At 67.6% G+C, this 23784-nt stretch carries 22 protein-coding genes and 5 tRNA genes; 22 read left to right on the forward strand and 5 right to left on the reverse strand.

Translation table 11 applies throughout. The features are described 5' to 3' along the window. Positions 1-42 precede the first annotated feature (42 nt). A tRNA-Asn gene (locus ACYKG1_RS07500) sits at positions 43-119 on the forward strand. Between the two features lie 52 nt (positions 120-171). On the opposite strand, the gene ACYKG1_RS07505 is transcribed toward ACYKG1_RS07500, so the two are convergent. After that, positions 172-717, reverse strand: coding sequence for a GspH/FimT family pseudopilin (locus ACYKG1_RS07505; protein WP_100471846.1), 546 nt, complete (start codon positions 715-717; stop codon positions 172-174). A gap of 128 nt (positions 718-845) precedes the next feature. On the opposite strand from ACYKG1_RS07505, the gene uvrB reads away from it, so the two are divergent. From uvrB to ACYKG1_RS07520, 3 genes are all read left to right on the forward strand, one after another. Next, positions 846-2870: an excinuclease ABC subunit UvrB gene (uvrB, locus tag ACYKG1_RS07510; RefSeq protein WP_100471847.1), complete on the forward strand. Its 2025-nt coding sequence runs from the start codon at positions 846-848 to the stop codon at positions 2868-2870. 106 nt (positions 2871-2976) lie between these two features. Further along, positions 2977-3051, forward strand: a tRNA-Val gene (locus ACYKG1_RS07515). A gap of 98 nt (positions 3052-3149) precedes the next feature. After that, positions 3150-3224: transfer RNA gene (locus ACYKG1_RS07520), tRNA-Val, on the forward strand. A gap of 129 nt (positions 3225-3353) precedes the next feature. Here ACYKG1_RS07520 and ACYKG1_RS07525 read toward each other — a convergent pair. Continuing rightward, complete coding sequence (locus ACYKG1_RS07525) at positions 3354-3656, reverse strand: hypothetical protein (protein WP_478472274.1); 303 nt, start codon at positions 3654-3656, stop codon at positions 3354-3356. 182 nt (positions 3657-3838) lie between these two features. Between ACYKG1_RS07525 and ACYKG1_RS07530 the strand changes: the two genes are divergently transcribed. After that, positions 3839-3979, forward strand: coding sequence for a hypothetical protein (locus tag ACYKG1_RS07530; RefSeq protein WP_202908117.1), 141 nt, complete (start codon positions 3839-3841; stop codon positions 3977-3979). 101 nt (positions 3980-4080) lie between these two features. Here ACYKG1_RS07530 and ACYKG1_RS07535 read toward each other — a convergent pair whose 3' ends face one another. After that, positions 4081-4365 (reverse strand): hypothetical protein, encoded by a 285-nt coding sequence (locus ACYKG1_RS07535; RefSeq protein WP_100471849.1) that lies wholly within the window; start codon positions 4363-4365, stop codon positions 4081-4083. Between the two features lie 29 nt (positions 4366-4394). Continuing rightward, the gene (locus ACYKG1_RS07540) at positions 4395-5162 is read right to left on the reverse strand and encodes a MipA/OmpV family protein (RefSeq protein ID WP_262084454.1); all 768 of its coding nucleotides are present in this window, start codon (positions 5160-5162) and stop codon (positions 4395-4397) included. 145 nt (positions 5163-5307) lie between these two features. On the opposite strand from ACYKG1_RS07540, the gene ACYKG1_RS07545 reads away from it, so the two are divergent. From ACYKG1_RS07545 to ACYKG1_RS07615, 15 genes are all read left to right on the forward strand, one after another. Continuing rightward, on the forward strand, positions 5308-5979 hold the full coding sequence (locus tag ACYKG1_RS07545; protein WP_262084453.1) for a response regulator transcription factor: 672 nt from the start codon (positions 5308-5310) through the stop codon (positions 5977-5979). 1 nt (position 5980) lies between these two features. After that, complete coding sequence (locus ACYKG1_RS07550) at positions 5981-7324, forward strand: sensor histidine kinase (protein WP_100471852.1); 1344 nt, start codon at positions 5981-5983, stop codon at positions 7322-7324. A 59-nt stretch (positions 7325-7383) separates the two neighbouring features. Then, positions 7384-9783: a DNA internalization-related competence protein ComEC/Rec2 gene (locus ACYKG1_RS07555; RefSeq protein WP_100471853.1), complete on the forward strand. Its 2400-nt coding sequence runs from the start codon at positions 7384-7386 to the stop codon at positions 9781-9783. Between the two features lie 3 nt (positions 9784-9786). Further along, positions 9787-10449, forward strand: a complete 663-nt coding sequence (locus tag ACYKG1_RS07560) for a MotA/TolQ/ExbB proton channel family protein (RefSeq protein WP_100471854.1) — start codon at positions 9787-9789, stop codon at positions 10447-10449. Positions 10450-10452: 3 nt separating this feature from the next. Next, positions 10453-10875, forward strand: a complete 423-nt coding sequence (locus ACYKG1_RS07565) for an ExbD/TolR family protein (protein ID WP_100471855.1) — start codon at positions 10453-10455, stop codon at positions 10873-10875. Next, entirely contained in the window at positions 10872-12620 is a 1749-nt protein-coding gene (gene msbA, locus ACYKG1_RS07570) for a lipid A export permease/ATP-binding protein MsbA (protein ID WP_100471856.1), read from the forward strand. Before ACYKG1_RS07565 ends, msbA begins: the two co-directional genes overlap by 4 nt. Beyond that, positions 12620-13639, forward strand: a complete 1020-nt coding sequence (gene lpxK, locus ACYKG1_RS07575) for a tetraacyldisaccharide 4'-kinase (RefSeq protein WP_478472275.1) — start codon at positions 12620-12622, stop codon at positions 13637-13639. Before msbA ends, lpxK begins: the two co-directional genes overlap by 1 nt. Before the next feature lie 75 nt (positions 13640-13714). Beyond that, positions 13715-14488, forward strand: a complete 774-nt coding sequence (kdsB, locus tag ACYKG1_RS07580; RefSeq protein ID WP_100471858.1) for a 3-deoxy-manno-octulosonate cytidylyltransferase — start codon at positions 13715-13717, stop codon at positions 14486-14488. Then, entirely contained in the window at positions 14485-14973 is a 489-nt protein-coding gene (locus ACYKG1_RS07585) for a low molecular weight protein-tyrosine-phosphatase (protein WP_262084449.1), read from the forward strand. Before kdsB ends, ACYKG1_RS07585 begins: the two co-directional genes overlap by 4 nt. Beyond that, entirely contained in the window at positions 14970-16382 is a 1413-nt protein-coding gene (locus ACYKG1_RS07590) for a hypothetical protein (protein WP_100471860.1), read from the forward strand. The genes ACYKG1_RS07585 and ACYKG1_RS07590 overlap by 4 nt, the downstream gene beginning before the upstream one ends. Further along, the gene (gene uvrC / locus ACYKG1_RS07595) at positions 16379-18223 is read left to right on the forward strand and encodes an excinuclease ABC subunit UvrC (protein WP_100471861.1); all 1845 of its coding nucleotides are present in this window, start codon (positions 16379-16381) and stop codon (positions 18221-18223) included. Before ACYKG1_RS07590 ends, uvrC begins: the two co-directional genes overlap by 4 nt. Positions 18224-18241: 18 nt before the next feature. Beyond that, complete coding sequence (pgsA, locus tag ACYKG1_RS07600) at positions 18242-18868, forward strand: CDP-diacylglycerol--glycerol-3-phosphate 3-phosphatidyltransferase (protein WP_012510614.1); 627 nt, start codon at positions 18242-18244, stop codon at positions 18866-18868. A 196-nt stretch (positions 18869-19064) separates the two neighbouring features. Beyond that, positions 19065-19140: transfer RNA gene (locus ACYKG1_RS07605), tRNA-Gly, on the forward strand. A gap of 138 nt (positions 19141-19278) precedes the next feature. Next, positions 19279-20385 (forward strand): NAD(P)/FAD-dependent oxidoreductase, encoded by a 1107-nt coding sequence (locus ACYKG1_RS07610; protein WP_100471862.1) that lies wholly within the window; start codon positions 19279-19281, stop codon positions 20383-20385. 113 nt (positions 20386-20498) lie between these two features. Beyond that, positions 20499-20574, forward strand: a tRNA-Gly gene (locus ACYKG1_RS07615). Positions 20575-20644: 70 nt separating this feature from the next. Here the strand turns inward: ACYKG1_RS07615 and ACYKG1_RS07620 are convergent. Continuing rightward, positions 20645-20992, reverse strand: coding sequence for a hypothetical protein (locus ACYKG1_RS07620; RefSeq protein ID WP_478472277.1), 348 nt, complete (start codon positions 20990-20992; stop codon positions 20645-20647). 190 nt (positions 20993-21182) lie between these two features. On the opposite strand from ACYKG1_RS07620, the gene ACYKG1_RS07625 reads away from it, so the two are divergent. Both ACYKG1_RS07625 and ACYKG1_RS07630 read left to right on the forward strand, forming a co-directional pair. Next, the gene (locus tag ACYKG1_RS07625; RefSeq protein ID WP_478472279.1) at positions 21183-22646 is read left to right on the forward strand and encodes a TolC family protein; all 1464 of its coding nucleotides are present in this window, start codon (positions 21183-21185) and stop codon (positions 22644-22646) included. Next, entirely contained in the window at positions 22643-23782 is a 1140-nt protein-coding gene (locus ACYKG1_RS07630) for an ABC transporter permease (protein WP_100471864.1), read from the forward strand. The genes ACYKG1_RS07625 and ACYKG1_RS07630 overlap by 4 nt, the downstream gene beginning before the upstream one ends. The last annotated feature ends 2 nt before the right edge of the window (positions 23783-23784 follow it).

Below are 23784 nucleotides of genomic sequence, written 5' to 3' on the forward strand. Positions count from 1 at the left end.
GTGTTGATCTTCCTGTGATCGACCAGTACAATGCGCCTCCCCGCCCGAATAGCTCAGCCGGTTAGAGCACTTGACTGTTAATCAGGGGGTCGTTGGTTCGAGTCCAACTTCGGGCGCCAGATACTGCAAAAGCCGCGAGAAATCGCGGCTTTTGCTTTTCTGCGCAAGCATTCAGCAGGGTGTATCGCGGTCTACGTGCTCACTTCGGACGCGGCCGCCATTGTTGACGATCAGCGCACCGTGCAGCCGATTGCCCGCGCAGATGCGCAGGCTCAGGTTGGCCCCCGGGCTGCGTCCATCTGCCTGGAAGAACAGTTGGGGGCGCCCGCTGCTGGCCTTGGCAAGGATCGAGATGTCCGGGCGCCCGGTATGGTGGATCAGGATCGCTTCCGGCGACGCCGGTTCCCCGCGCTGGTCGCCGCTGCGGTAGATGATCCAGCCGGCGCTCCAGTCGTCGCCGCAGTGCAGGCCGTCGACGCTGGCGCAGAGGCCGATCAGCTCGCGCCTGCGCAATGCCTCGCTGCGTGCGCCGGACAGGCTGGCGTGCAGGGTCAGTTGCAGTGCATCGGCGCGGTGCCTCAGCAGAAGGGGCCGCAGTGCCGGCCAGGTCGCGGCCAGCAGCACCGCCAGCACGGCGATGACCACCAGCAGTTCGGTCAGGTGCACGCCCCGCGCAGTGCGGGGGCCGTGGGGGCAGGGGGCGTGGGTCGGGTGCATGCATCCAGCCTCCGCGCCCGGCTGGGCAGCCGCCATCGGGATTCTCCGCGGCGGGCTGCCCGGCGACCCCTCAGCCAGCCGTCACCCCTTGCCCCGTATACTCAACCTTCCCGGGAACTGGCAACACCATGAGCGACAGTTTTGAACTTGTCTCGCCGTATTCGCCGGCGGGCGACCAGCCCGATGCCATCGCGAAGCTGACCAGCAACTTCGAGGCCGGCATCGCCAAGCAGACCCTGCTTGGCGTGACCGGCTCGGGCAAGACCTACACCATCGCCAACGTCATCCAGAACGTGCAGAAGCCGACGTTGATCATGGCGCCGAACAAGACGCTGGCGGCGCAGCTGTATGGCGAGTTCAAGGCATTCTTCCCGCACAACGCGGTGGAGTATTTCGTCAGCTACTACGACTACTACCAGCCCGAGGCCTACGTGCCGTCGTCGGACACCTTCATCGAGAAGGACAGTTCGATCAACGAGCACATCGAGCAGATGCGCCTGGCCGCGACCAAGACCTTGCTGTCGCGCCCGGATGCGATCGTGGTGGCGACGGTGTCGGCGATCTATGGCCTGGGTGCACCGGAAGACTACCTGTCACTGCGCCTGATCCTGTCCAAGGGCGAGCGCATCGACCAGCGCGACCTGATCAACCACCTGACCCAGCTGCAGTACACACGCAACGAGTACGAACTGCAGCGCGGTACGTTCCGCGTGCGCGGCGAAGTGATCGACGTGTTCCCGGCCGAGTCGGACAGCGAGGCGCTGCGCCTTGAGCTGTTCGATGGCGAGGTCGAGAAGATCACCCTGTTCGACCCGCTGACCGGCGAGACGCTGCGCAACATGCAGCGCTTCACGGTCTACCCGAAGACACACTATGCGACCACGCGCGAGCGCGTGCTGGCGGCGATCGAGACGATCAAGGTGGAGCTGAAGGAGCGGCTGGAGCAGCTGTACGCGCAGAACAAGCTGGTGGAGGCGCAGCGCCTGGCCCAGCGCACCCAGTTCGACCTGGAAATGATGGCTGAGGTCGGCTACTGCAATGGCATCGAGAACTACTCCCGGCACCTGACCGGCAAGAATGCCGGCGAGCCGCCGCCGACCCTGTTCGACTACCTGCCGGCCGATGCGCTGCTGGTGATCGACGAATCGCACGTGACCATTCCGCAGATCGGCGCGATGTTCAAGGGCGACCGTTCGCGCAAGGAAACCCTGGTCGAGTTCGGTTTCCGCCTGCCGTCGGCGCTGGACAACCGCCCGCTGCGCTTCGAGGAGTGGGAGGAGCGCTGCCCGCGCAGCATCTATGTGTCGGCAACGCCAGGGCCGTACGAATACCGCGAGGCCGGCGACGAGATCACCGAGCTGGTGGTGCGCCCGACCGGCCTGATCGACCCGGTGGTGGAGATCCGCCCGGTGGGGACCCAGGTCGACGACCTGATGAGCGAGGCCAACGAACGCATCAAGGCCGGCGACCGCGTGCTGGTCACCACGCTGACCAAGCGCATGGCCGAGAACCTCACCGAGTACCTCACCGAGCATGGTATCCGCGTGCGCTACCTGCACTCGGACGTGGACACGGTCGAGCGCGTGGAAATCATCCGCGACCTGCGTTTGGGCAAGTTCGATGTGCTGGTCGGCATCAACCTCCTGCGCGAAGGCCTGGACATGCCGGAAGTGTCGCTGGTGGCGATCCTCGACGCCGACAAGGAGGGCTTCCTGCGCTCGACCGGCTCGTTGATCCAGACCATCGGCCGCGCCGCCCGCAATGTGCGCGGCAAGGCGATCCTGTACGCGGACAAGGTGACCCGTTCGATGCAGGCGGCGATCGACGAGACCGACCGCCGCCGCGCCAAGCAGGTCGAGTACAACGCAGAACATGGCATCGTGCCGCGCTCGGTGGCGCGCCCGATCGTCGACGTCCTCGAGGGCGCGCGTTCGGATGCGGCGGAGAAGGAGGCGAAGAAGGGCAAGGGCAAGGGCCGGCCCGGCGTTGCCGAGGAAGGGAGCGACTATCGTTTGCTCAGCCCGGCCCAGCTGGCGTCCCGTCTCAAGGCGCTGGAACAGCAGATGTACCAGCATGCCAAGGACCTGGAGTTCGAAGATGCCGCACGCGTGCGTGACCAGATCCGGCAGCTGAAGGAAGCCAGTCTGGGCTGAACGCGGCAGTGCAGCATCATCTTCACAAAAGTGTTGCGCTTCCCCGCCGGCATACGTAATATACGCGGCCTGCACCGACGCAATCGCGGAAATGCAGAAGAAAAACGGGCGGTTAGCTCAGCGGTAGAGCACTACCTTGACATGGTAGGGGTCACAGGTTCGAACCCTGTACCGCCCACCACGAAGTTCTCGGAAGAGGGCTGTCGTGAACTGCAAAGCCCGGCCCTGGCGCCGGGTTTTTACGTAACAAGGCCAGCCTTCGGGTGGCAAGAACATGATGGGCGGTTAGCTCAGCGGTAGAGCACTACCTTGACATGGTAGGGGTCACAGGTTCGAACCCTGTACCGCCCACCACCTGCTCCCGGCATTGCCGGTGAAGTGGTGGAAACGATGGAAGCCGGCCACTGGGCCGGCTTTTTTCGTTCCGGGGCGGCCTCCCTTCTTCCCGCGAGGCCGCATCCCGATCGGTTCAGTGGCGTGAAATCAGCGGGTGATGCTGCCCGAACGTTGGATCCGCCACTGGCCATCGACGCGTTCCCACAGCTGCGCCACACCTGCCCGCACCAGCGCGGCCTGGGGGCGGCCCCTGTGGTCGTCTGGCAGCCGCTGGCAGCCCAATCGAAGTACGCGGTCCTGGCGCAGGTGATAGAGCTGCAGGGGCAGCACGTCATGCGTGTGCTGCGGGGCCTCGGCGCGCAGGATCTGGCTGCGCAGGGCATCGTCGGTGGGTCCGCTGGCGTCGCCGAACAGGCTGGAGAGCAGCAGGATCAGGGCAAGCATCGGCATGGCACGGTGCTCCGGCGGGAAAGTGCATGCAGGCTGGCATGGCCTGCCGGGCACCGCAGCCGGCCTGCGACGAAGGCAGGGATTGCGTCGCCAAAGGCAGGCAGATGCCGATGAATCCGGGCCGCGCAGGCGTAGACTCGGCGCTACCGCGCAACCGCGCCGACGCTGCAAGGAGCTGCCGCATGAGCGATCACGTACCCGAATCCAGGCCCAATCCGTTCCTGGAACGCCTGTTCGGCGGCAACATGCTGGAAGGCACGTTCAAGGCAGTAATCTGGGTCGCAATCCTGTGTGCGCTGCTGGCATGGACCACGCTGCGTTGAGCAACGCCATCGCGCCGGGCTTGCCTGTGTGCAGGCCCTGCCGAGGTAGTGGATGCGGGTGCCACCGCAAGGGGGCGGCGGCGATTTCCATGCGTGTACCGTCAGGCGCTGAAGGTCTGGCGCAGGCTGCGCAGGGTCGCCTGGCGATGTTCCCGGGCGGTCGGTTCGCCCATCTCAAGCTCCTGAAGACGCAGTCCGACCAGGGTCATCGACAACGCATAGCCGCGTGCGGCGTCTGCAACGCGTGACAGGCCCACTGCACGGCGGGCCAGTGCGTTCACGTGTTCAAGGTCGGGCATCAGCCCCAGATAGACGCGCTCGGCGCTGTCCAGGTCGGGTGCACGCAGGATCGCGTGGGCTTCGGTGACGGGGGAGACGGAGGCCATGGGGGGTCCTTGTCCGTAGGGGTGCGCGCTCAGAACGAGCGCATCAGGGAAACGAAGGCCGACGTCTGCGTGCCACGTCGCGCCATCGGGCTGTCCTTCACTGCATCACCGAACCACTGGTTGGACACCATGCCGGTGGCGCGCCATTTCGTGCCCAGTGGCGTGCTGACCGCGATCTGCAGGCTCGGCGACGTGGTACTGCCCGGGCGGTAAGTGGCAAGGCCAGAGCGCAGTGCTTCTTCGTCGCTGATGCCGTAGTAGTAGTCGAGCAGCCGAGCACTGGAATGCACCACCCCTGCCCGCGGAACCCAGGTGAAGCGGCCCGCCTGGATCGGATAGCTGTAATGCAGGCGCGACTCGATACCACCGCCATGGCCGGTGACTTCCCGCATCACGCTGGCCTCGACCATGCCCCAGTCGGCGCTGTACTCAGCGTTGATGCCCGCCATCGCCGACATCTGTCTGCTGTGCAGGCGGCGCAGCTGTGCGTCGTCCACATCGCCGGTCTTGAAGCGCAGCGTGTAGGGCGTGACCGCCGCTGACAGGCGCAGTCCCTGGCCCTTGTAGAGGTACATGCCCAGTGAGCCTGGGCTGGCGAAGAAGCGCTTGCCCTGCCAGGCAACGGCCGGTACCAGCAGCGGTTTGACGTCATAGTGCGCGTATGCACCGGAGGTCGCGCCAGCGCTGATGCCGGCCTGCACGCCAGGGTTCTGCTCGGCTGCGTGGGCGATCAACGGCACGCCGAAAACAGCGGTGAACAGCAGCGGGCGCAGCAGGGGCGGGGACAGCGACGGCATCGATCAGCCACTTTGCAGGAGATGGCTGCGCATGGTGACGGGGCAACATTGTCAGAACATTGCGCCCGCGCGTTCGGCATGCATGGGCGGAAAATCAGGGCGCCAGGCACTATGATCGGCAGCGTTTCCGGTTGACGAGTCCCTGATGCGCATCCTCCTGGTCGAAGACGATCCTGATCTGTCCCGTGCGCTGCAATCGGGCCTGGAGCGGCAGGGCGTGGTCGCCGACGTAGTTGGCAGCCTTGCCGAGGCCGCGCTCGCGTTGCGCGAACCGGTGCACCAGCTGCTGCTGCTCGACCGTCAGCTGCCCGATGGCGATGGCGCCGGATTTGTTGCGATGGCGCGTGCGCTGCGGCCGAGCCTGGCGGTGATCATGCTGACCGCCAAGGGCACGCTGTCGGACAAGGTTGAAGGCCTGGACGTCGGTGCCGATGACTATCTGGTCAAGCCCGTGGCGATCGAGGAGCTGATGGCGCGTATCCGTGCCGTATCGCGCAGGCCTTCGGCGATGGTGACGCCCAGCCTGCGGCTGGGGCGGCTCGAGTTCGATTTCGAATCACTGCAGGCACAGGTGGAGGGCCGGCCACTGGCATTGCCACGACGCCAGGTGCTGGTGCTGCAGGCATTGGCGATGCGGCAGGGGCGCACGGTCACCCGCAGTGCACTGGAGGCGGCGGTGTACGGCTTCGACGATGAGATCCAGTCCAATGCGCTGGATGCGCATATCTCCAAGCTGCGCAAGGCGCTGCAGCAGGCCGGGGCCGGGGTGGAGATCCATGTGATCCGCGGCGTTGGCTACCTGCTGGCGGAGGCCTGAGATGGCCCGTCCGATCCGTTCGATTACCCTTGGCCTGGCCTGGCGCCTGTTCCTGGCGCAGGCCTTCACCGTACTGTTCGCGGTGGTCGCGCTGATCCTGACCTGGGGGGACAAGGACTCCTGGGGCATGGACATGTTCGTTGCCGAGGCGGTGGCCAAGGCGGTTCACAGCGAAGGCGGCCGGCTGGTGCTGGACCAGGCGCGCTGGGACACACTCGATGCCGACGCCGGGGGAAACCTCTGGTTTGCCGCGGTGGACGACAAGGGCATGTGGCTGGAGCGCGGCACCATCCCTGCGATCCACGCGCCGCTGCTTGCGCGACTGCCGACCGTAGGTGCCACCGAACTGGGTTCGCTGGTGCCGCCCTACCTGGACGTGGCACGGGTGATGATCCGCAACGAGGATGGGCGCCGCATCACGGTGATGGTCGGTGGCGCACCCAAGGGCGGGCTGCTGGACGGCGCACTGATGGTGCTGCGCCTGATCGGCCTGTGGTTCTTCCTGCCACTGATCGTCGTCACCCTGCTGGTGATGCCGACCGTGATCCACCGGGCGATGCGGGGCGTGCGCCGTTCCGCGCAGCAGGCCAAGGAACTGGACATCGGCCAACCCGGTGCGCGGCTGGATGCGCAGCTGGTTTCAACGGAAGTGGCGCCGCTGGTGGAAGCATTCAACGATGCCATCGACAAGGTGCAGCAGGGCTATGCAGCGCGCGACAAGTTCCTTGCCGACGCGGCGCACGAGCTGCGCGTACCGATCGCCGTGGTGCAGGCGCGCCTGTCGCAGCTGCCGCAGGGGGAGCTGAAATCGCAATTGCTGACCGACGTGGCGCGGCTGGGCAATGTCGCCGAGCATTTGCTTGACCTGCAGCGGCTTGACCGCAACGTGGGTGCATTGCAGCGGCTGGACCTGGCCGTGCTGGTGCGTGAAGCAGCGGCGGACCTGGCGCCATTGGTGGTCGGCGCTGGTTATGGCTTCGAAGTGGATGCGCCGGAAGCGCCGGTGTGGATCCACGGCGACAGCCTGGCACTGGGGCGGGTGATCGCCAACCTGGTACACAACGCAATCGTGCATGGCGGTGGCCGTGGCACCATCTGCGTGCGGCTGGATACGCGCGGGTTGCTGGAAGTCAGCGACCAGGGCGCGGGCATTCCGGTGGGCGACCGTGAGGCGATCTTCGAGCCGTTCCATCGCCTGCGCGCGGCGGGCAGCGGCAGTGGCCTCGGCCTGCACCTGGTGAAGGAAATCGTGCAGCACCACGGTGGCTCGGTCAGTGTCGGCGAGGCCTCGGGAGGCGGCGCGAGCTTCCGGGTCAATTTCCATCGCGGTAGCGTTCGACGCTGACGCAACTGCGGGGCAAGTCCTGATAGGCAACCTGCTGCCGGCGGCGGCAGGCTGGCTTCATGGCCGATCAGCGTTCCCCGTCTCCCTTGCTGGGCAGCGGCTCCGCTGCGGCGCTGACGCTGGGCGCGCTGGCCTGCGTGCAGCTGCCGCTGCTGCCGCCGCTGTGGGTCTGTACGGTGATGTTCGTGCTCGGCAGCGCAGGGTGGGGGCTGCGCTGGCGTGGGCGTCTGCCCGCGGTCTTCCTGTTCGGTGCCGGCTGGACGGCGATGCACGGGCACTGGGCCTTGCAGCACCAGCTGCCGCCGGACCAGCCGGCACGGAATGTGCTGGTCAGTGGCCGGGTCATCGATCTGCCGGATCGCGGGGTCGCGCGCACCCGCTTCCTGCTGCAGGTCAATGAGAGCAGCGAACTGCCATCACTGCGTGGCAAGCGTCTGCAGGTCACCTGGAACGATGCCTGGCATGCCCGCACTGCCACCGGCGCTGAACCTGGGCGGCATCGGGTCCGGGCCGGTGCGCAGTGGCATCTGGCCCTGCGCGTGCGGGCGCCGCGTTCGCGGATCAATCCCGGTGGTTTCGACGGTGAGCGCCATGCGTTGCTGCGTGGCGTGTCCGGCAGCGGGACCGTGCGGGCGCCGGCCAACGCGCGTGAGCTGCAGGCCGCGCATGGCCTGCCAGCATGGCGTGAACGCACCAGTGCCGCCATCGCCGCGCAGGTGGCCCATCCGGCCGCACGCTTCGTGCAGGCGCTGGCACTGGGCGATACGCGTGGCCTGTCCGATACCGATTGGGATCAGCTGCGGGCACTGGGACTGACCCATCTGGTGGCCATTTCCGGGTTCCATGTCGGAGTGGTGGCGGGGCTGGGGGCGCTGCTGTGCCGGGGGCTGTGGTGGCTGTGCCCGCTGCTGGCATGCCGTTGGCCACGTCCGCAGGCGGCGGCCTGCGCCGCGGCCCTGGCCGCAGCAGGCTATGCAGTGCTGGCCGGCGGCGAGTTGCCGACCGTGCGCACGGCGCTGATGATCGGGTTGATCGCATTGGCGCGCAGCGGGCGGCGCCCGCTCGGTGCGATGCAGGGGCTTGCGTTGGCGGCGCTGGCGCTGTTGCTGCCGGCGCCCCTGTCGGTGCTGTCGGCGGGTTTCTGGCTCAGCTTCGGCGGCGTGTTGTGGCTGGTGTGGTGCCTGCCGCAGGGGCGTCCGCGCGGCATCGTCGCCAGCCTGCGCGGGTTCCTGGCCGCACAGGGTGTAGCCAGCGTTGGCTTGGTGCCGCTGGGCATCGCGCTGTTCGGTGGCACCGCCTGGCTGGGGCCGCTGGTGAACCTGCCGGTCATTCCCTGGTGGACCCTGCTGGTGGTTCCGCTGTCGCTGCTCGGTACCGGCCTGCAGGTGCTGTCCGACGGGGCCGGGCGCTGGGTGTGGAGCGCTGCGGCGTGGTTGTTCGAGATCAGCTGGCAGGCCCTGCAGCCACTGGCGGTGCATCCGCAGGCGATGTGGTGGCTGGCCGAGGCGCCGGCCTGGGCCGTGCCGGCGGCGCTGTTGGGCGTGTTCTGGTGGCTGCTGCCGCGCGGCGCCGGGGGCGGGCTGGCCGGCTTGCTGTTGTGCCTGCCACTGCTGTGGCCGTTGCGCGAGCGGCCGGCCGAGGGAGCGCTGGAGCTGCTGGTGCACGACGTCGGCCAGGGTACGGCGGTGTTGCTGCGCACCGCGCGGCATGCGCTCTGGTACGACGTGGGGCCGCCGAGCGGGGACGAGGGCAGCGAGCGGGTCCTGGTTCCAGCACTGCGTGCGCTGGGCCAGGCTCCGCCCGACCGGGTGCTGCTCAGCCACGACGACCTCGATCATGCCGGCAACCTGCCCAGCCTGCGCCTTCAGCTGCCGGGGCTGCCGCTGCTGGCGCCGCCGGGCAGTGCGATCACCGGCGCCCAGCGCTGCCAGCGGGGCCTGCGCTGGCACTGGGACGGGGTCGATTTCCAGGTGCTGCACCCGGATGCGGGCAGCCAGCGGGCCGAGAACGAAGACAGCTGCGTGCTGCGCGTGGCCAGCCCCCATGGCGTGGTCCTGTTGCCCGGGGACATCGGCCGTCCGGCCGAACAGGCGCTGTTGCGGGCGTCTCCGGCGGCGCTGAAGGCGGATGTGGTGCTGGTGCCGCACCATGGCAGCAGCGGCAGCTCCAGCGCGCCCTGGGTGGCGGCGGTGTCTCCACGGCTGGCGCTGGTCTCGGCCGGGCACCAGAATCGCTTCGGCCACCCGCGGCAGGACGTGGTCCGGCGCTGGCAGGCGCAGGGGGCCGAGGTGGTGTCCACCGCAGAGTCCGGTGCGATCCGCGTATGGCTTGGCGCACAAGGGCTGCAGCTGCGTGAACAGCGTATCCATGCATCCCGGTGGTGGGATGCCGCTGGGCGGGCGCGGTCGGCTGCTATCCTATCGCCGATCGAACAAGCGGCCGTTGGGCCGGAGGGTTGAAACGTGTGGGAACTGGTCAAGGCCGGTGGCTGGCCGATGGTGCCGCTGCTGCTGTTGGGCGTACTGGCTTTGGCGATCATCCTGGAGCGTTTCTGGTCCCTGCGGCGAACGGAAGTGCTGCCGCCCGGCCTCGGCCAGGAAGTGCGCAACTGGGCCGCACGCGGCAAGCTTGACCCGGCGCACCTGCAGACCCTGCGGGCCAACTCGCCGTTGGGCGCGCTGCTGGCCGCGGCGCTGGAAGCCCGCAACCGTCCACGCGACCAGATCCGCGAGCGCATCGAAGATACCGGCCGGCACCTGGTGCACCGCATGGAGCGTTTCCTCAACGCACTGGGCACCATTGCCTCGGCTGGCCCGCTGCTGGGCCTGCTGGGCACGGTGATCGGCATGATCCAGATGTTCCTGGGCATCCTCGACCATGGCGTGGGTGACGTGAACCAGCTGGCCGGCGGCATCGGCAAGGCGCTGGTGTGCACCGCCACCGGCATGATCGTGGCCATCCCGGCGCTGATGTTCCATCGCTACTTCAAGGGCCGCATCCACGGCTATGTGGTGGAGATGGAACAGGAAGCCAGCGCCCTGCTGGACACGCTCGACGGTCGCCCGGGGGTGATGAACCCGTCGCCGTCGGCGCGCCCGGCCAGCGCCGCCACGGCGAAGGCCTGATCGATGCGTATCGGCAATGACCGATCCCAGGATGAGCCGCATATCGATCTGGTTCCGTTGATCGATGTCATCCTGGTGCTGATCATCTTCTTCGTGGTCACCACCACCTTCGATGCGCGCTCGACGCTGCAGGTGCAGCTGCCGACCGCCAGCCAGCAGCCCAACAACGAGCCGCCGCGTTCGCTCAGCGTGCTGATCAACGCCGAAGGCCGCTATTTCATCAATGACCAGGAAGTGCTTCGCAACGATGTAGAGTCGGTCAAGCAGACCATCGCCGCCGTTGCCGGCAGTGATCGCAGCCAGCCCGTGCTGCTGCGCGCCGACGCGCGTACTCCCTACCAGGCCGTGGTGACTGCGCAGGACGCGCTCGGTCAGCTCGGGTTCCGTCGTATCGCCATTGCAACTGCGCCAGAGGTGCGTCCATGAGTTCCCATCACGCGCCGGTGTGGCCGATCTACAAACGTCTGCTGGGCTATACCCGCACCTACTGGGTGTTCATGGTGGGCGCGGTCATCGCCATGGTGGTCGAAGCCCTTGCCGGCTATCACTTCACCAAGCTGATGGAGCCGCTGGTCAACGAGGGTTTCGTCGATCCGCAGCCGCGCGCGGCCGTGGTGCTGCCGCTGACCATTCTTGGCCTGTTCCTGATGCGCAGCGTGGCCACCTGGGTCAGCGACTACACGCTGGCCAAGACCGGCCGCAGCGTGGTCCGCGACCTGCGTGAGCAGGTGCTGCAGAAGTACCTGCACCTGCCGTCGTCGCACTTCGATACCGAAGCGACACCGGTGATGGTCAGCCGCCTGAACTTCGATACCGAACAGGTCACCCAGGCCAGTGCCGATGCACTGAAGACCGTGGTGGCTGACACCCTTACCATCGTCGCGATGCTGGCGGTGATGCTGCAGATGAGCGTCAAGGTCACCCTGGCGATGCTGGTGGTGGTGCCGTTGATCGGCGTGATCGTGTCCTACGTCGGCAAGCGCTACCGGCGCATCAGCCGCGGCATCCAGGACGGCATGGGCACGATGGCGCAGACCGCCGAGCAGTCGCTGGCCGCGCAGCAGGAAGTGAAGGTGCATGGCACCCAGCAGCACGAGATCTCGCGCTACTCGCGCCTGGCCAACCGGATGCTGGCGCTGAACATGAAGGTCGAGATCACCCGCGCTGCCGCCTCCAGCGTTGTGCAGTTCCTGGCCGCACTGGCACTGGCGGTGATCGTATGGGTGTCGACCCGCGAAGCACTGGCGGGCCGCCTCAATGCCGGCCAGTTCATGGGCCTGATGACCTCGATGATGGCCATCATTCCCTCGCTGCGCCGCCTGACCAGCGTACAGACCTCGATTTCCCGCGGCGTTTCTGCGGCCGAGCGCCTGTTCGGCATCATCGACATGCCAGTGGAGCGTGACGAGGGCCGGCACCGCGTGCAGCGTGTGCGGGGTGAACTGGCGTTCGACCACGTCATGCTGCGCTACCGCGAAGACAGCGGCATCGCCCTGGACGACATCAGCTTCGTTGCCAGGCCGGGCACGGTGACGGCCATCGTCGGCCGTTCCGGCAGCGGCAAGACCAGCCTGATCCGGCTGGTACCGCGTTTCTACGAGCCCAGCGGCGGTGTCATCACCCTCGATGGCGTGGCCCTGGACGACTACCCGCTGGCCGACCTGCGCCGCCAGGTGGCGATGGTCGGCCAGAAGGTGATGCTGTTCGACGACACCATCGCCGCCAACATCGCCTATGGCATGGACGCGACCGACGAGCAGATCCGTGCGGCGGCCGAAGCCGCCAACGCCTGGGAGTTCATCGCACGCATGCCGCAGCAGCTGCAGACCCCGGTGGGCGAGAACGGCGCGCTGCTGTCCGGTGGCCAGCGCCAGCGCCTGGCCATTGCCCGCGCGATCCTGCGCGACGCTCCGATCCTGATCCTCGACGAAGCCACTGCGGCGCTGGACAACGAATCCGAGCGCCTGGTGCAGGATGCGCTGCAGCGCCTGATGCCGGAACGCACCACGCTGGTCATCGCGCACCGCTTGTCGACCATCGAGCATGCCGACCAGGTGCTGGTGATGGACCATGGCCGCATCGTTGAACGCGGTACCCACAAGGAGCTGCTCGAACTGGGCGGCCTGTACCAGCATCTGCACAGCATGCAGTTCCGCGAAAGGCAGGACTGATGGCCGGCAAGGGTACCCAGACCCCGCCGTACTGGTACGACGGCAGCCCGGTTCCTTGGACGATGCGCCTGCTGGCGCCCCTGTACGCCGGCGTCACCGCACTGCGCCGGCGGGCCTATCGGCGTGGCTGGCGCAAGCGCCACTCGCTGCCCGTGCCGGTCATCGTGGTCGGCAACATCACCGCCGGTGGTACCGGCAAGACGCCGCTGACCATCGCCCTGGTCGAGCGGCTTCGCGCGGCTGGCTGGAAGCCGGGCGTGGCCAGCCGCGGTTATGGCCGCGAAGAGACCGATAAACCGTTGTGGGTGCAGGCCGATACGCCGACTGCCAAGGGCGGTGACGAACCGGTGCTGATTGCCTGGAAGACCGGCGTGCCGGTGCGCGTGGACCGTGACCGCGTCGCCGCCGGCAAGGCGCTGGTCGAGGCCGGCTGCGATGTGATCGTCTGCGACGATGGCCTGCAGCACTACCGGCTGGCCCGCGACATCGAGATTGAAGTGGTCGATGCGCAGCGCCGCTACGGCAATGGCCGGATGATTCCGGCCGGGCCGTTGCGCGAGCCGGTCAGCCGTGCCAGTGAATGCGATTTCCGCGTGGTCAACCTCGGCCAGGCCGATGAGGAATCCGCGACCCAGGCCTGTGGCTTCGGCCAGTGGCCGATGGCGCTGCACATCGACAGTGCACAGCCGCTGGCCGGTGGCCGCGCCCGCCCGCTGGCGTACTTCAAGGGCCAGCGCGTGCATGCAGTGGCCGGCATTGCCCATCCCCAGCGCTTCTTCGACATGTTGCGCGCGCGTGGGATCGGCGTGGTGCCGCACGCATTCGCCGACCACCAGGCCTACCAGCCGCAGGACCTGTCCTTCGGTAGCCAGTTGCCGGTATTGATGACCGAGAAGGATGCGGTGAAATGCCGTGCGTTCGGCAACGACTGGCACTACGCGGTTCCGCTGCGCGCCGAGCTGCCTGCGGCGTTCTGGGTGGCGCTGACCGATCGCCTGGACAAGCTGCGACCGAACTGAGTGGCGCGGTGGCGCTTGCATTCACGCGCCGCTGGCCGCATTCCCGTTGTAACGAGCCTGCCGAGTACCGCCCGCATGACTGAATTCGTCGTCGCCATCCCGGCCCGCTATGCCGCCTCGCGGTTGCCGGGCAAGCCATTGCGCCCGCTGGGCGGCGAGCCGCTGGTGCTGCATGTGGCGCGCCGCGCGCTGCAGGCCGGTGCCCGCGAGGTCTGGGTGGCAACCGACGATCAGCGCATTGCCGATGCGCTGTCCGGGCTGGCCGAGGTGAAGGTGGCAATGACAGCGACCACGCACGCCTCCGGCACTGATCGGCTGGCCGAGTGCGCGCGCACCGCCGGCTGGGCCGATGACACGGTGGTGGTCAACCTGCAGGGCGACGAACCGTTCGCGCCGGCGGCCGGCATCCGCGCGGTGGCCGACGCACTGGTCGGTGGCAATGCGCCGATGTCGACCCTCGCCACGACCGTCGAGGACGCGCATACCCTGTTCGACCCGAACGTGGTGAAATTGGTGCGCAACGTGCGCAACGAGGCGATGTACTTCAGCCGCGCGCCGATCGCCTGGCACCGCGACGGTTTCGCACGCAGCCGAGACGCGCTGCCTGAAGGCCATGCCTGGCTGCGCCACATCGGCATCTACGGCTATCGTGCCGGCTTCCTGCAGCAGTTCGCGGCGATGCCGCCGGGCCAGCTGGAGCAGGTCGAATCGCTGGAGCAGCTGCGTGTGCTGGAAGCGGGCTACCCGATCAGCGTAGCGATCTCGCCCGAGCCGTTCCCGCCGGGCATCGACACGCCCGAGGACCTGGAGCGCGCCGAGGGGCTGCTGCAGGCGATGGCGGCGCGATGAGGCTGCTGGTCGTCTGCCTCGGCAACATCTGCCGTTCGCCGATGGCCGAAGGAGCGCTGCGCGCACGCCTGGATGCCTCGCCGCTGGCCGGGCAGGTGCAGGTTGATTCGGCTGGCACCGGCGACTGGCACGTGGGCGAGCCGCCGGACCGCCGCGCGGTCGCCTGCGCGGCCGGACACGGCGTGGACATCGGCGGCCTGCGCGCACGCCAGCTGCAGGCCGTGGATTTCGACCGTTTCGACTGGATCCTGTGCGCCGACGAGGCCAACCTGCGTGATGCCGGTCGCCTGGCGTCGGCGGCCCAGCGTGAACGGCTGGCGTTGTACCTGCCCTGGTCGGGCGGGCAGGGGCGGGTAGCGATCCCTGATCCCTACACCGGCGGCAGCGATCATTTCGAACAGGTCTGGTCGCTGGTCGACGATGCTGCAAAACGTGCGGTGGCACGACTGTTGCATGACGCCGACTCCGGCATAATCGGGTCATGAACGTCCAGCCCGTCCCGGACCTGCCCGAGTTCGCCACCTGGCTCAATGCCACCCCCTGTACCCTGACCGAACTGCGCGGCCGGCCGGTCGCGCTGCTGTTCGTCAATGCGGCCTCCGCCTGGAGTGCGCAACGCCTGGCCGAGTTCGGCCAGTGGCTGTCGCGCCACCCTGGCAAGCTGCAGCCGCTGGTGCTGCAGGTGCCGCGCTTCGATTTCGAGCGCGACGCCGGTGCCGCACTGAAGCTGTTGCGCCGCCAGGGCCTGGCCATGCCCGTGCTGCTCGATGCCGACTGGGATGGCTGGCGCCGCTTCGGCGTTACCGCCTGGCCGACCATGGTGCTGCTGGATGCGCAGGGCCGCGAACAGCAGCGGCTGGTCGGGCAGGGCGCACCCGGTGAACTGGAGCGCGCCTTGAATGCGCTGTGCCAAGGGGGCCCTTCGGCGCCGCCGCGCGGCGGCAGCGAACTGCATCCGGAGCCCCGACAGGCCCTGCGCTTCCCGCTGGGGCTGGCGGTCAGTACCGAGCGCCTTTACATCGCCGACAGTGGCCATCACCGCATCCTCGAATGCAGCCATGGTGGCCGCATCCTGCGCCAGTTCGGCCTCGGCACTGCTGATTTCATGGACGGCAACCTGGCCGAAGCGGCGTTCCACCGCCCGCAGGCGCTGGTGCTGGAACGCGATTCGCTGTACGTCGCCGACACCGGCAACCACGCCGTGCGCCGTATCAACCTGTTGACCGGCATCGTCGACACGCTGTGTGGCAACGGGCGCCCCGGTGCGCCGGTGGAAGGTCCGGTGGCGCAGGCGCGGCAGGTCTCGCTGGACCATCCGGTCGGACTGGCCATCGCTGACAACCAGCTGCACATCGCGATGGCCGGCGACAACCGCATCTGGAGTTACCACCTGGGCCAGCGCAGCCTGCAATGGCGCGCCGGCAGCGGCTCCATCGACGAGCGGGATGGCAGTGGCCATCTGGCCGCCTTTGCGCAGCCGACCGCGCTGGCCGTGGTGCAGCAGGTGCTGTACGTCGCCGATGCGTTGGGGTCCTCGATCCGCGCGCTGCAACTGCGCGGTGACCTGGTACAGACGCTGGTCGGGCAGGGGCCCTGGCGCTTCGGCAGTGAAGACGGCCCGCGCGCGCAGGCCAGCCTGCAGTTCCCGCAGGCAATCGCATTGAGCGCGGACGCTCCGCTGTTGTGGATTGCCGATACCGGCAACGGTCGCCTGCGCACGCTGCGTCTGGGCGGCGGTGAATTGACCACCCAGTCGTTGCCGCGCCGCCTGCATGGCCCGGCCGGCCTGGCGGTGGGCGCCGGTGCGGTGTGGATTGCCGAGACCGACGCCCATGCCGTGCTGCGATTCGACCCCGACAGCGGCGTGCTCAGCGAAGTCCCGATCAGCGAATGACCGACGTTCCAGCCCCGGCCTTCGACGGCAAGGCCTTCGCGGCACAGCTCAGCACCGCCCCCGGTGTGTATCGCATGTATGCGGCCGACGACACCCTGTTGTACGTGGGCAAGGCGCGCGCGCTGCGCAACCGTGTCGGAAGCTACTTCAACGGCAGCCCGAAGAATGCGCGGATCATGTCGATGATCTCGCAGATCACGCGCATGGATGTGACCGTGACGCGCTCGGAAGCCGAGGCGTTGCTGCTGGAAAACCAGCTGATCAAATCGTTGTCGCCCCGATACAACGTCTCGTTGCGCGATGACAAGACCTACCCGCATGTGCTGCTGACCCGCGAGGACTGGCCGCGCATCGCGCTGCATCGCGGCCCGCGCGCCATTCCTGGCCGCTACTTCGGGCCGTACCCCGGCGTTACCGCCGTGCGCGAAACGCTGAACCTGATGCACAAGCTGTTCAAGCTGCGCAGCTGCGAGGACAGCGTGTTCCGCAACCGTTCGCGGCCGTGCCTGCAGTACCAGATCGGCCGTTGCAGCGCACCCTGCGTGGAGCTGGTGCCGGCGCCGGACTATGCCGAATCGGTGCGCCGCGCCGCACTGTTCCTTGAAGGCAAGAGCGACGAGCTGACACGTGAGCTGGGCGAGCAGATGCAGGCCGCCAGCGAGGCGCTGGAGTTCGAGCAGGCTGCGCGCCTGCGGGATCTGATCTCCTCGTTGCGCAGCATGCAGACCCGCCAGTACGTGGACGGCCGCGCCGCCGACCTGGACGTGCTGGCGGTGGCCATGCAGGGCTCGCAGGCCTGCGTGCTGCTGCTGGCGTTCCGCGATGGCCGCAACCTCGGCACCCGCCCGTTCTTCCCCCGCACCAATGGCGAGGAGAGCCCGGAAGAAGTGCTGGCCGCCTTCGTCTCCCAGTACTACGTCGAATTCGAGCCGCCGCGCGAGATCCTGTTGGATCGCGAGATTCCCGATGCCGATCTGCTGGTCGCCGCGCTGTCGGCCTCGGCCGAGCGCAAGGTGCAGCTGAAGTGGAATGTGCGCGGCGAGCGCGCTGGCTATGTGGAGCTGGCCAGCCGCAACGCGCAGCTGACCCTGGCCACCGAACTCAACAGCCGCAATGCGCAGCACGCGCGCAGCGATGCGCTTCGCGACATGCTGGGCCTGGCCGAGCCGGTCAAGCGGGTCGAGTGCTTCGACATCAGCCATACGCTGGGCGAGGCCACCGTGGCCTCGTGCGTGGTGTTCGACGCCGCGGGCCCGGTGCGCGCGCAGTACCGCCGCTTCAACATCAGCGGCATCGAGCCGGGCGACGACTACGCCGCCATGCGCCAGGCCATCGACCGCCGTTTCCGCCGCGCGGTGGAAGAGCAGGGCGTGCTGCCGGACGTGCTGCTGATCGATGGCGGCGCGGGCCAGCTGGCGCAGGCGCAGGCCGCGCTGTCCGACCTGGGCGTGGAAGGCGTGCTGCTGGTGGGCGTGGCCAAGGGCGTGGAGCGCCGCGCCGGCCATGAGGCGCTGGTGATGCCCGATGGCCGCGAGCTGCGCCCGGGCGCGGCCAATCCGGCGCTGCAGTTCATCCAGCAGGTGCGCGACGAGGCGCACCGCTTCGCCATCACCGGCCACCGCGGCCGCCGCCAGAAGGCGCGGATGACCAGCAAGCTGGAGGACATTCCAGGAATTGGGCCGCGTCGCCGCGCCAGCCTGCTCAAGCATTTCGGCGGCCTGGTCGGCCTGAAAGCGGCCGGTGAAGCGGAAATCGCCAAGGTGGAAGGCATCAATGACGCCCTCGCGGCACGTATCTACGCTAACCTGCACGGGTTGGCCACGCCTGATGCGGCCGAGTAGAGAGAGAAGCACGCAAGCATGAAGTTGACCCTGCCCACCTGGCTGACGTTGTTGCGGATCGTGATGATCCCGGTGCTGGTGCTGGTGTTCTACCTGCCCTACACCTGGACCAACTTCGCTTCGGCGGCGATCTTCGGCCTGGCCGCGATCACCGACTGGCTCGACGGCTGGATCGCCCGCCGGTACCAGCTGGAGTCGGCCTTCGGTGCCTTCCTCGACCCGGTCGCGGACAAGCTGATGGTGGCGGTGGCGCTGTTCCTGATCGTGCAGGGTCACCCGACGCCGTGGATGGCGTTCTGGGCGGCGGTCATCGTCGGCCGCGAGATCGCGGTATCGGCGCTGCGCGAATGGATGGCCGAGCTGGGCCAGCGCGCCAAGGTGCGCGTGGCGATGATCGGCAAGGTCAAGACCACCGCGCAGATGGTCGCGCTGCTGTGCCTGCTGTATTCGGTGGCCCCGAACGTCCCGGTGGAAGACATCTGGATGGGCTGGCCGGTGTTCCACATCGGCGACTGGACCCTGGCGATTGCCGCCGTGCTGACCCTGTGGTCCGGCCTGCAGTACCTGCACGCCGCCTGGCCGAGCCTGCGTGATGACGAGCGCGCGGCACGCGAGCGTGCGCGGCAGAAGAAGCTGGGCAACTGAGCCCATTGGTGCACCCATCCACGCATGGCGTGGATCTACTGGAAATGTTGCATCCACGGATGATGCGGATCCAGCGGTTTGCACGGGTGCTGTAGTAGATCCACGCCATGCGTGGATACGCGGCGCCGGGCGCCTCACAGGCCCCGAAAAAAGCGCTTGACGCTATCCTTGGAATAGGTAGAATTTCGCCTCCCAAGCGGGAATAGCTCAGTTGGTAGAGCGCAACCTTGCCAAGGTTGAGGTCGCGAGTTCGAGTCTCGTTTCCCGCTCCAGATTCAAGAACAGCGCTCCCGCAAGGGGGCGTTTTTCGTTTGCGTCCAGCGCACTTCATCCCGGCTTCACCGCCACTCCATCGCCTCACCACGCGCGCTCGCGAAGCTGCGTCTCCGTTACAGCCCGGTGATCCCGCGATGCCTCATCAATCCTCTGCCTATGACCACGACGTGGTCATCGTCGGCGCCAGTTTCGCCGGTGCCGCCTGCGCGTTGGCCGCCGCCCAGTACGGCCTGCGGGTCTGCGTACTTGAACGCAAGGCCGACCCCGGCGAGCGCCTGCACACTACCGGCATCGTGGTGAAGGAGGCGATGGAGCAGGCCTGGTTGGGGCGCATGCCCGAACACCTCGTGCAACGCGTCGCGAATGTGCGCCTGTATGCGCCGAACCTGCGCAGCGTGTTGCTGGCCGCGCCGGGCTACTACTTCCTCACCACCGATACGCCGAACCTGATGCGCTGGTTGGCCAGCGAACTGCGCGCGAACGGTGTCGACCTTCGCCTGCAGCAGTCTTTCACTGATGCCCATCGCAGTGGTGACGGCTGGCAGGTGGATGGGGCAGGGCGATGCGCCTATCTGGTCGGCGCCGATGGCGCACGTTCGCGCGTGGCCCAGCGCACCGGACTCGGGCAGGTGCGCGACAACCTCTTCGGCGTCGAGCGTGAGTTTGCCGGCCGTCAATTGCCGCAGGGCGATGCGTTGCATTGCTTCGTCAGCAAGCGCTACGCGCCGGGCTATATCGGCTGGGTCGTGCAGAATCCAACCGGCCTGCAGGTCGGCTTGGCGCTGCGGCATGATCCGCAACAGGTACGGCCGCCGGATATTGATGGCTTCCTCGGCCACGTGCGCGATGTGGTCGGCATTCCGCCTTCAGCGCGTCCTTCGGCCACCCGCGCCGGCCTGGTGCCCTGCGGCCGGCCGGATGGGCCGATCACCGGCCATCGCCTGATCCTGACCGGTGACGCCGCCGGCATCGTCTCGCCGCTGTCGGCTGGCGGCATCCATTCCTCGTGGCGGCATGGCTGGGCGGTCGGAGAGGCGATTGCCCGCCATCTGCGCGGCCAAGGGCCGGACGCCGAACGGGTGGCGCGGCAGGCCGCCCCGGCCTTCCACGGCAAGCGCCTGCTGCGCTGGGCGATGGACCATCTGCAGGCCGACTGGCCGCTCAATGCACTGCTGCACACGGGCGCCACGCGGCGTATCGCCGAGCAGATCTACTTCCATCGCCGTGGCCTGCGCCCCTGAGGCCAGGGCCCAGGGCCTGAACGTCGCACCGCGATGCACCTGAAAATTCCTGTTGACGCCGTGCAGCAATATCGACACAATAGCGCTCCTTCGACGCAGGTCGAACGAAATCTGCGGGAATAGCTCAGTTGGTAGAGCGCAACCTTGCCAAGGTTGAGGTCGCGAGTTCGAGTCTCGTTTCCCGCTCCAGATTCAAGAAGAACGCTCCCGCAAGGGGGCGTTTTTCGTTTGTCACACGGGTTTCATCGCAGGGGGGGCGCTAGCGCGGCTTGCCGGGCAGGGGGCTGCACCAGGTCCGGGCGTCATGCTGGTCGAAGCCGGGGCAGCGGCTGTCCCGCGGGATGTAGACGTAGGGAACATCGTCTTCGTAGGTGAAATGGTAGTAGTAGGTCCGGTCCTTCCCGTACAGCCAGTAATTCGACGAGCCTTCATTGATGGCATACGGCTCGAAGGTGAGGATCGAGGATTCGGCAGGAATGAAGTTGCTGCGCTCCATCAGGAGCAGCAGGACGTTCGAGGCCAGTGGGGTGGTCAGCGCGACAACGAGCGCACCGGCGATCAGTGACGTAATCGAGGCAGTCAGTAGCCCGGCATGGGTACGATTCACGGGCAGGCAGCATCGAGGCAGGGCGACGCCGCAATGTGCAATACGCAGTGGAGGGCGTCCAGTGTTCCGTGCTGGGAACGCATTGAAAGCGTGGTGAAAGACTGGGGCAGCATTGCCTGAACCGAACGCCTGTTGTGACTGATTTTCGACCAGTTCTCCATGTTTGCTCCACAATCCCACGGTAGCCTTCATGCTCCTTCTACACGTTGGCGGGCTGGTGGTCAGGCGTATCAGTTCAGTGGCAGTGCCCAGGGCCGGGCACGGACTTTCCCTGCATCCAGTGCTCCGCCCCGCTGCGTTGTTGGCAAGCCTGGCCCTGGCCGGTTGCATGCCGGTGCCGGTGCCGGACCTGCCTGATCGCACGCCCAGCACCTGGACCCGGGTGCCGCAGGGCCAGGGCGTGGCCGTGGACGCCAAGCAGTGGTGGAAAGTGCTGGCCGACCCGGCGCTGGATGGACTGGTCGATCAGGCCATTGCCGGCAACCTCGACCTGCAGCAGGCCACGCTGCGCCTGCAGGCCGTGCGGATCGTCGCCGGCACGTCGGACTCGCGTTTCCTGCCCGAAATCTCGGCCAGCGCCAAGCAGGTGCAGGACGCCGCCGCGGTCGACACCTATTTCCACGCGGGTATCGAAGCGATCTGGGACCTGGGGCTGTTCGGCGCTGCCGAGAGCGCGCAGCTCAGCGCGCAGGCCTCGGCCGGGAATGCCGAGGCGCTGCGCAATGCCGCGCAGGTGGCGGTGATTGCCGACGTGGTGCGCAGCTATCTGGATCTGACCATGGCGCAGGCCCAGCAGGATCTGCTGGTGCGCCAACAGGCCGTGGACGATCGCGGCGAACAACTGGCGCTGGTCCGCCAGCGCCTGCGCCTGGATGAGCCCGGCGAACTTGATCGTCTGCGTGCACGCCAGGCCGCCACCCGTGCGGCGACGGCGCAGGCCCGCGAGACTGCGGACAACGCTGCCCGTGCGTTGGCCCTGTTGCTGGGACGTGATGGCCCGGACCCGGCGTGGCGAGCCTATCGCACGCCGCCGACGCTGGGCGCATTCTCGCTGCAGCAGGTCCCGGCCGATCTGCTGCGCCATCGGCCGCAGATCCTGCTGGCCGAATCGGAGGTGATGCAGGCCGCGGCCAGCAAGGGCTCGGCGCGCGCAGCGATGTATCCGCGGGTCAGCCTCGGCGGCTCCATCCTGTACGCGTACAACCTCACCCAGAACGCCCGTTCCAATTCCGATTCCAGTCCGTCGATCGGCCCGTACGTCGATATTCCGCTATGGGACTGGGGCCAGCGTCGCGCGCGCTTCCACGCCGATGAAAAGCAGCTGGATGCCGCGCTGCTTGGCTACCGCAAGGCGGTGCTCGAAGGTGTGAGCGAAGTGGAAGGCGCGCTGGGCAGCCTGGCGCGGCAGGAAAGCAGCATCCAGTCGCTGCGTGCGGCCGATGATGCCGCGGGCCAGCAGGTCAAGCGCCAGGCGCGGCAGGTGCAGCTTGGCCTGTCCAGCGAATTCGATGGGCTCGACACGCAGCGTGCCGCACTGGCCGCGCAGGCCGATCTGATCGGTGCGCAGGGCGCGCGCGTGCTCGCATTCGCCTCGCTGTACCGCGCCCTGGGCGGCGCGCCGCTGCCGGTCGAGCCTGAGGGCGGCTCGCAATGATCGCGCTGGCCCGCAAGACCCTGGCCTACGAGTGGCGCCGGTTCCTGCCGGTGGTGCTGGCGATGTGTTTCGCCGGCGTGCTGTTGATCGTGCAGGCGGCACTGGTGCTGGGTATCTTCGGTACCGCAGCGATCTACGTGAAGGCATCCTCCGCCGATATCTGGGCCGGTTTCCCTGGCACCCAGAGCGTCAATTACGGCCATGCCATCAGCGCGGATGTGGAAAGCCATCTGCGCATGGACCCGGACGTCACCCGCGTCGAACCCTACGAATGGGTCGATGGCGAGTGGCGTTCCAGCGCGCAGGGTACCGGCAACGTGTCGGTGTACCTGTCCGGCATCTCTACCCGGGACGACGCGATGATGTTCGCGCGCATCCTGCCTGCCGACCTGCGCGCGCAGCTGCGGGAGCCGGGTGCGGTGATCGTCGACAGCGCCGACCTGGACACGCTGGGTGTGGACCTGCAGAACAACCGTGCGTGGATCAACGGCAAGGCGGTGCGCGTGGTGGCTGCACAACCGGGCCTGCGTGGCCTTGGTGGTGTCAACGTGCTGGCGTCGCTGGATACCGCGCGCGCCATCGCGGGTACCGATCCGCACGAGGGCAGTACCTATTTCGTGGCGGGCCTGCGCTCGACGGACCTGGCCGACCGTGTGCGCGACCGCCTGGCCGCGTCGATGGGCCAGGCCACGCCGGTCGAGTTCTGGACCGCACCGGAGTTCGCCAGCCGTTCGCAGCAATACTGGCTGTTCGATACCGGCGCCGGCATCGCGGTGCTGTTCATGGCGGTCATCGTCTGCTTCGTCGGCGCGGTGATCACCAACCAGTCGTTTGCTTCCGTGGTGGCTGGGTCGGTACGCGAATACGCCACGCTCAACGCACTCGGTGCCGGGCGCTATGCACTGGCGCGGGTGGTGTTCGAGCAGGCATTGCTGATCGGCGGCGTGGGCATGTTGCTGGCGGCGGCGTTCAGCACCGTCGTGCTGTTGATCGCACAGACGCAGCGCGTGCCGGTGCAGCTGACGCCGATGGTCATCATCGGCTGCGTGGCGCTGGTGGCGGTGATGGCCATGCTGTCGAGCATCATGGCGGTACGCAGTGTCGTCCGCTCCGATCCATCGTTGCTGCTGCGTTGAGG

The organism is Stenotrophomonas sp. 85239_Sma, assembly GCF_056481725.1.

Bases quoted from the DNA above. Each gene is read 5' to 3' on its own strand.
- ACYKG1_RS07505 (WP_100471846.1), bottom strand. From the start codon at position 717: ATGCACCCGACCCACGCCCCCTGCCCCCACGGCCCCCGCACTGCGCGG.
- uvrB (WP_100471847.1), top strand. From the start codon at position 846: ATGAGCGACAGTTTTGAACTTGTCTCGCCGTATTCGCCGGCGGGCGAC.
- ACYKG1_RS07525 (WP_478472274.1), bottom strand. From the start codon at position 3,656: ATGCCGATGCTTGCCCTGATCCTGCTGCTCTCCAGCCTGTTCGGCGAC.
- ACYKG1_RS07530 (WP_202908117.1), top strand. From the start codon at position 3,839: ATGAGCGATCACGTACCCGAATCCAGGCCCAATCCGTTCCTGGAACGC.
- ACYKG1_RS07535 (WP_100471849.1), bottom strand. From the start codon at position 4,365: ATGGCCTCCGTCTCCCCCGTCACCGAAGCCCACGCGATCCTGCGTGCA.
- ACYKG1_RS07540 (WP_262084454.1), bottom strand. From the start codon at position 5,162: ATGCCGTCGCTGTCCCCGCCCCTGCTGCGCCCGCTGCTGTTCACCGCT.
- ACYKG1_RS07545 (WP_262084453.1), top strand. From the start codon at position 5,308: ATGCGCATCCTCCTGGTCGAAGACGATCCTGATCTGTCCCGTGCGCTG.
- ACYKG1_RS07550 (WP_100471852.1), top strand. From the start codon at position 5,981: ATGGCCCGTCCGATCCGTTCGATTACCCTTGGCCTGGCCTGGCGCCTG.
- ACYKG1_RS07555 (WP_100471853.1), top strand. From the start codon at position 7,384: ATGGCCGATCAGCGTTCCCCGTCTCCCTTGCTGGGCAGCGGCTCCGCT.
- ACYKG1_RS07565 (WP_100471855.1), top strand. From the start codon at position 10,453: ATGCGTATCGGCAATGACCGATCCCAGGATGAGCCGCATATCGATCTG.
- msbA (WP_100471856.1), top strand. From the start codon at position 10,872: ATGAGTTCCCATCACGCGCCGGTGTGGCCGATCTACAAACGTCTGCTG.
- lpxK (WP_478472275.1), top strand. From the start codon at position 12,620: ATGGCCGGCAAGGGTACCCAGACCCCGCCGTACTGGTACGACGGCAGC.
- kdsB (WP_100471858.1), top strand. From the start codon at position 13,715: ATGACTGAATTCGTCGTCGCCATCCCGGCCCGCTATGCCGCCTCGCGG.
- ACYKG1_RS07585 (WP_262084449.1), top strand. From the start codon at position 14,485: ATGAGGCTGCTGGTCGTCTGCCTCGGCAACATCTGCCGTTCGCCGATG.
- ACYKG1_RS07590 (WP_100471860.1), top strand. From the start codon at position 14,970: ATGAACGTCCAGCCCGTCCCGGACCTGCCCGAGTTCGCCACCTGGCTC.
- uvrC (WP_100471861.1), top strand. From the start codon at position 16,379: ATGACCGACGTTCCAGCCCCGGCCTTCGACGGCAAGGCCTTCGCGGCA.
- pgsA (WP_012510614.1), top strand. From the start codon at position 18,242: ATGAAGTTGACCCTGCCCACCTGGCTGACGTTGTTGCGGATCGTGATG.
- ACYKG1_RS07610 (WP_100471862.1), top strand. From the start codon at position 19,279: ATGCCTCATCAATCCTCTGCCTATGACCACGACGTGGTCATCGTCGGC.
- ACYKG1_RS07625 (WP_478472279.1), top strand. From the start codon at position 21,183: ATGCTCCTTCTACACGTTGGCGGGCTGGTGGTCAGGCGTATCAGTTCA.
- ACYKG1_RS07630 (WP_100471864.1), top strand. From the start codon at position 22,643: ATGATCGCGCTGGCCCGCAAGACCCTGGCCTACGAGTGGCGCCGGTTC.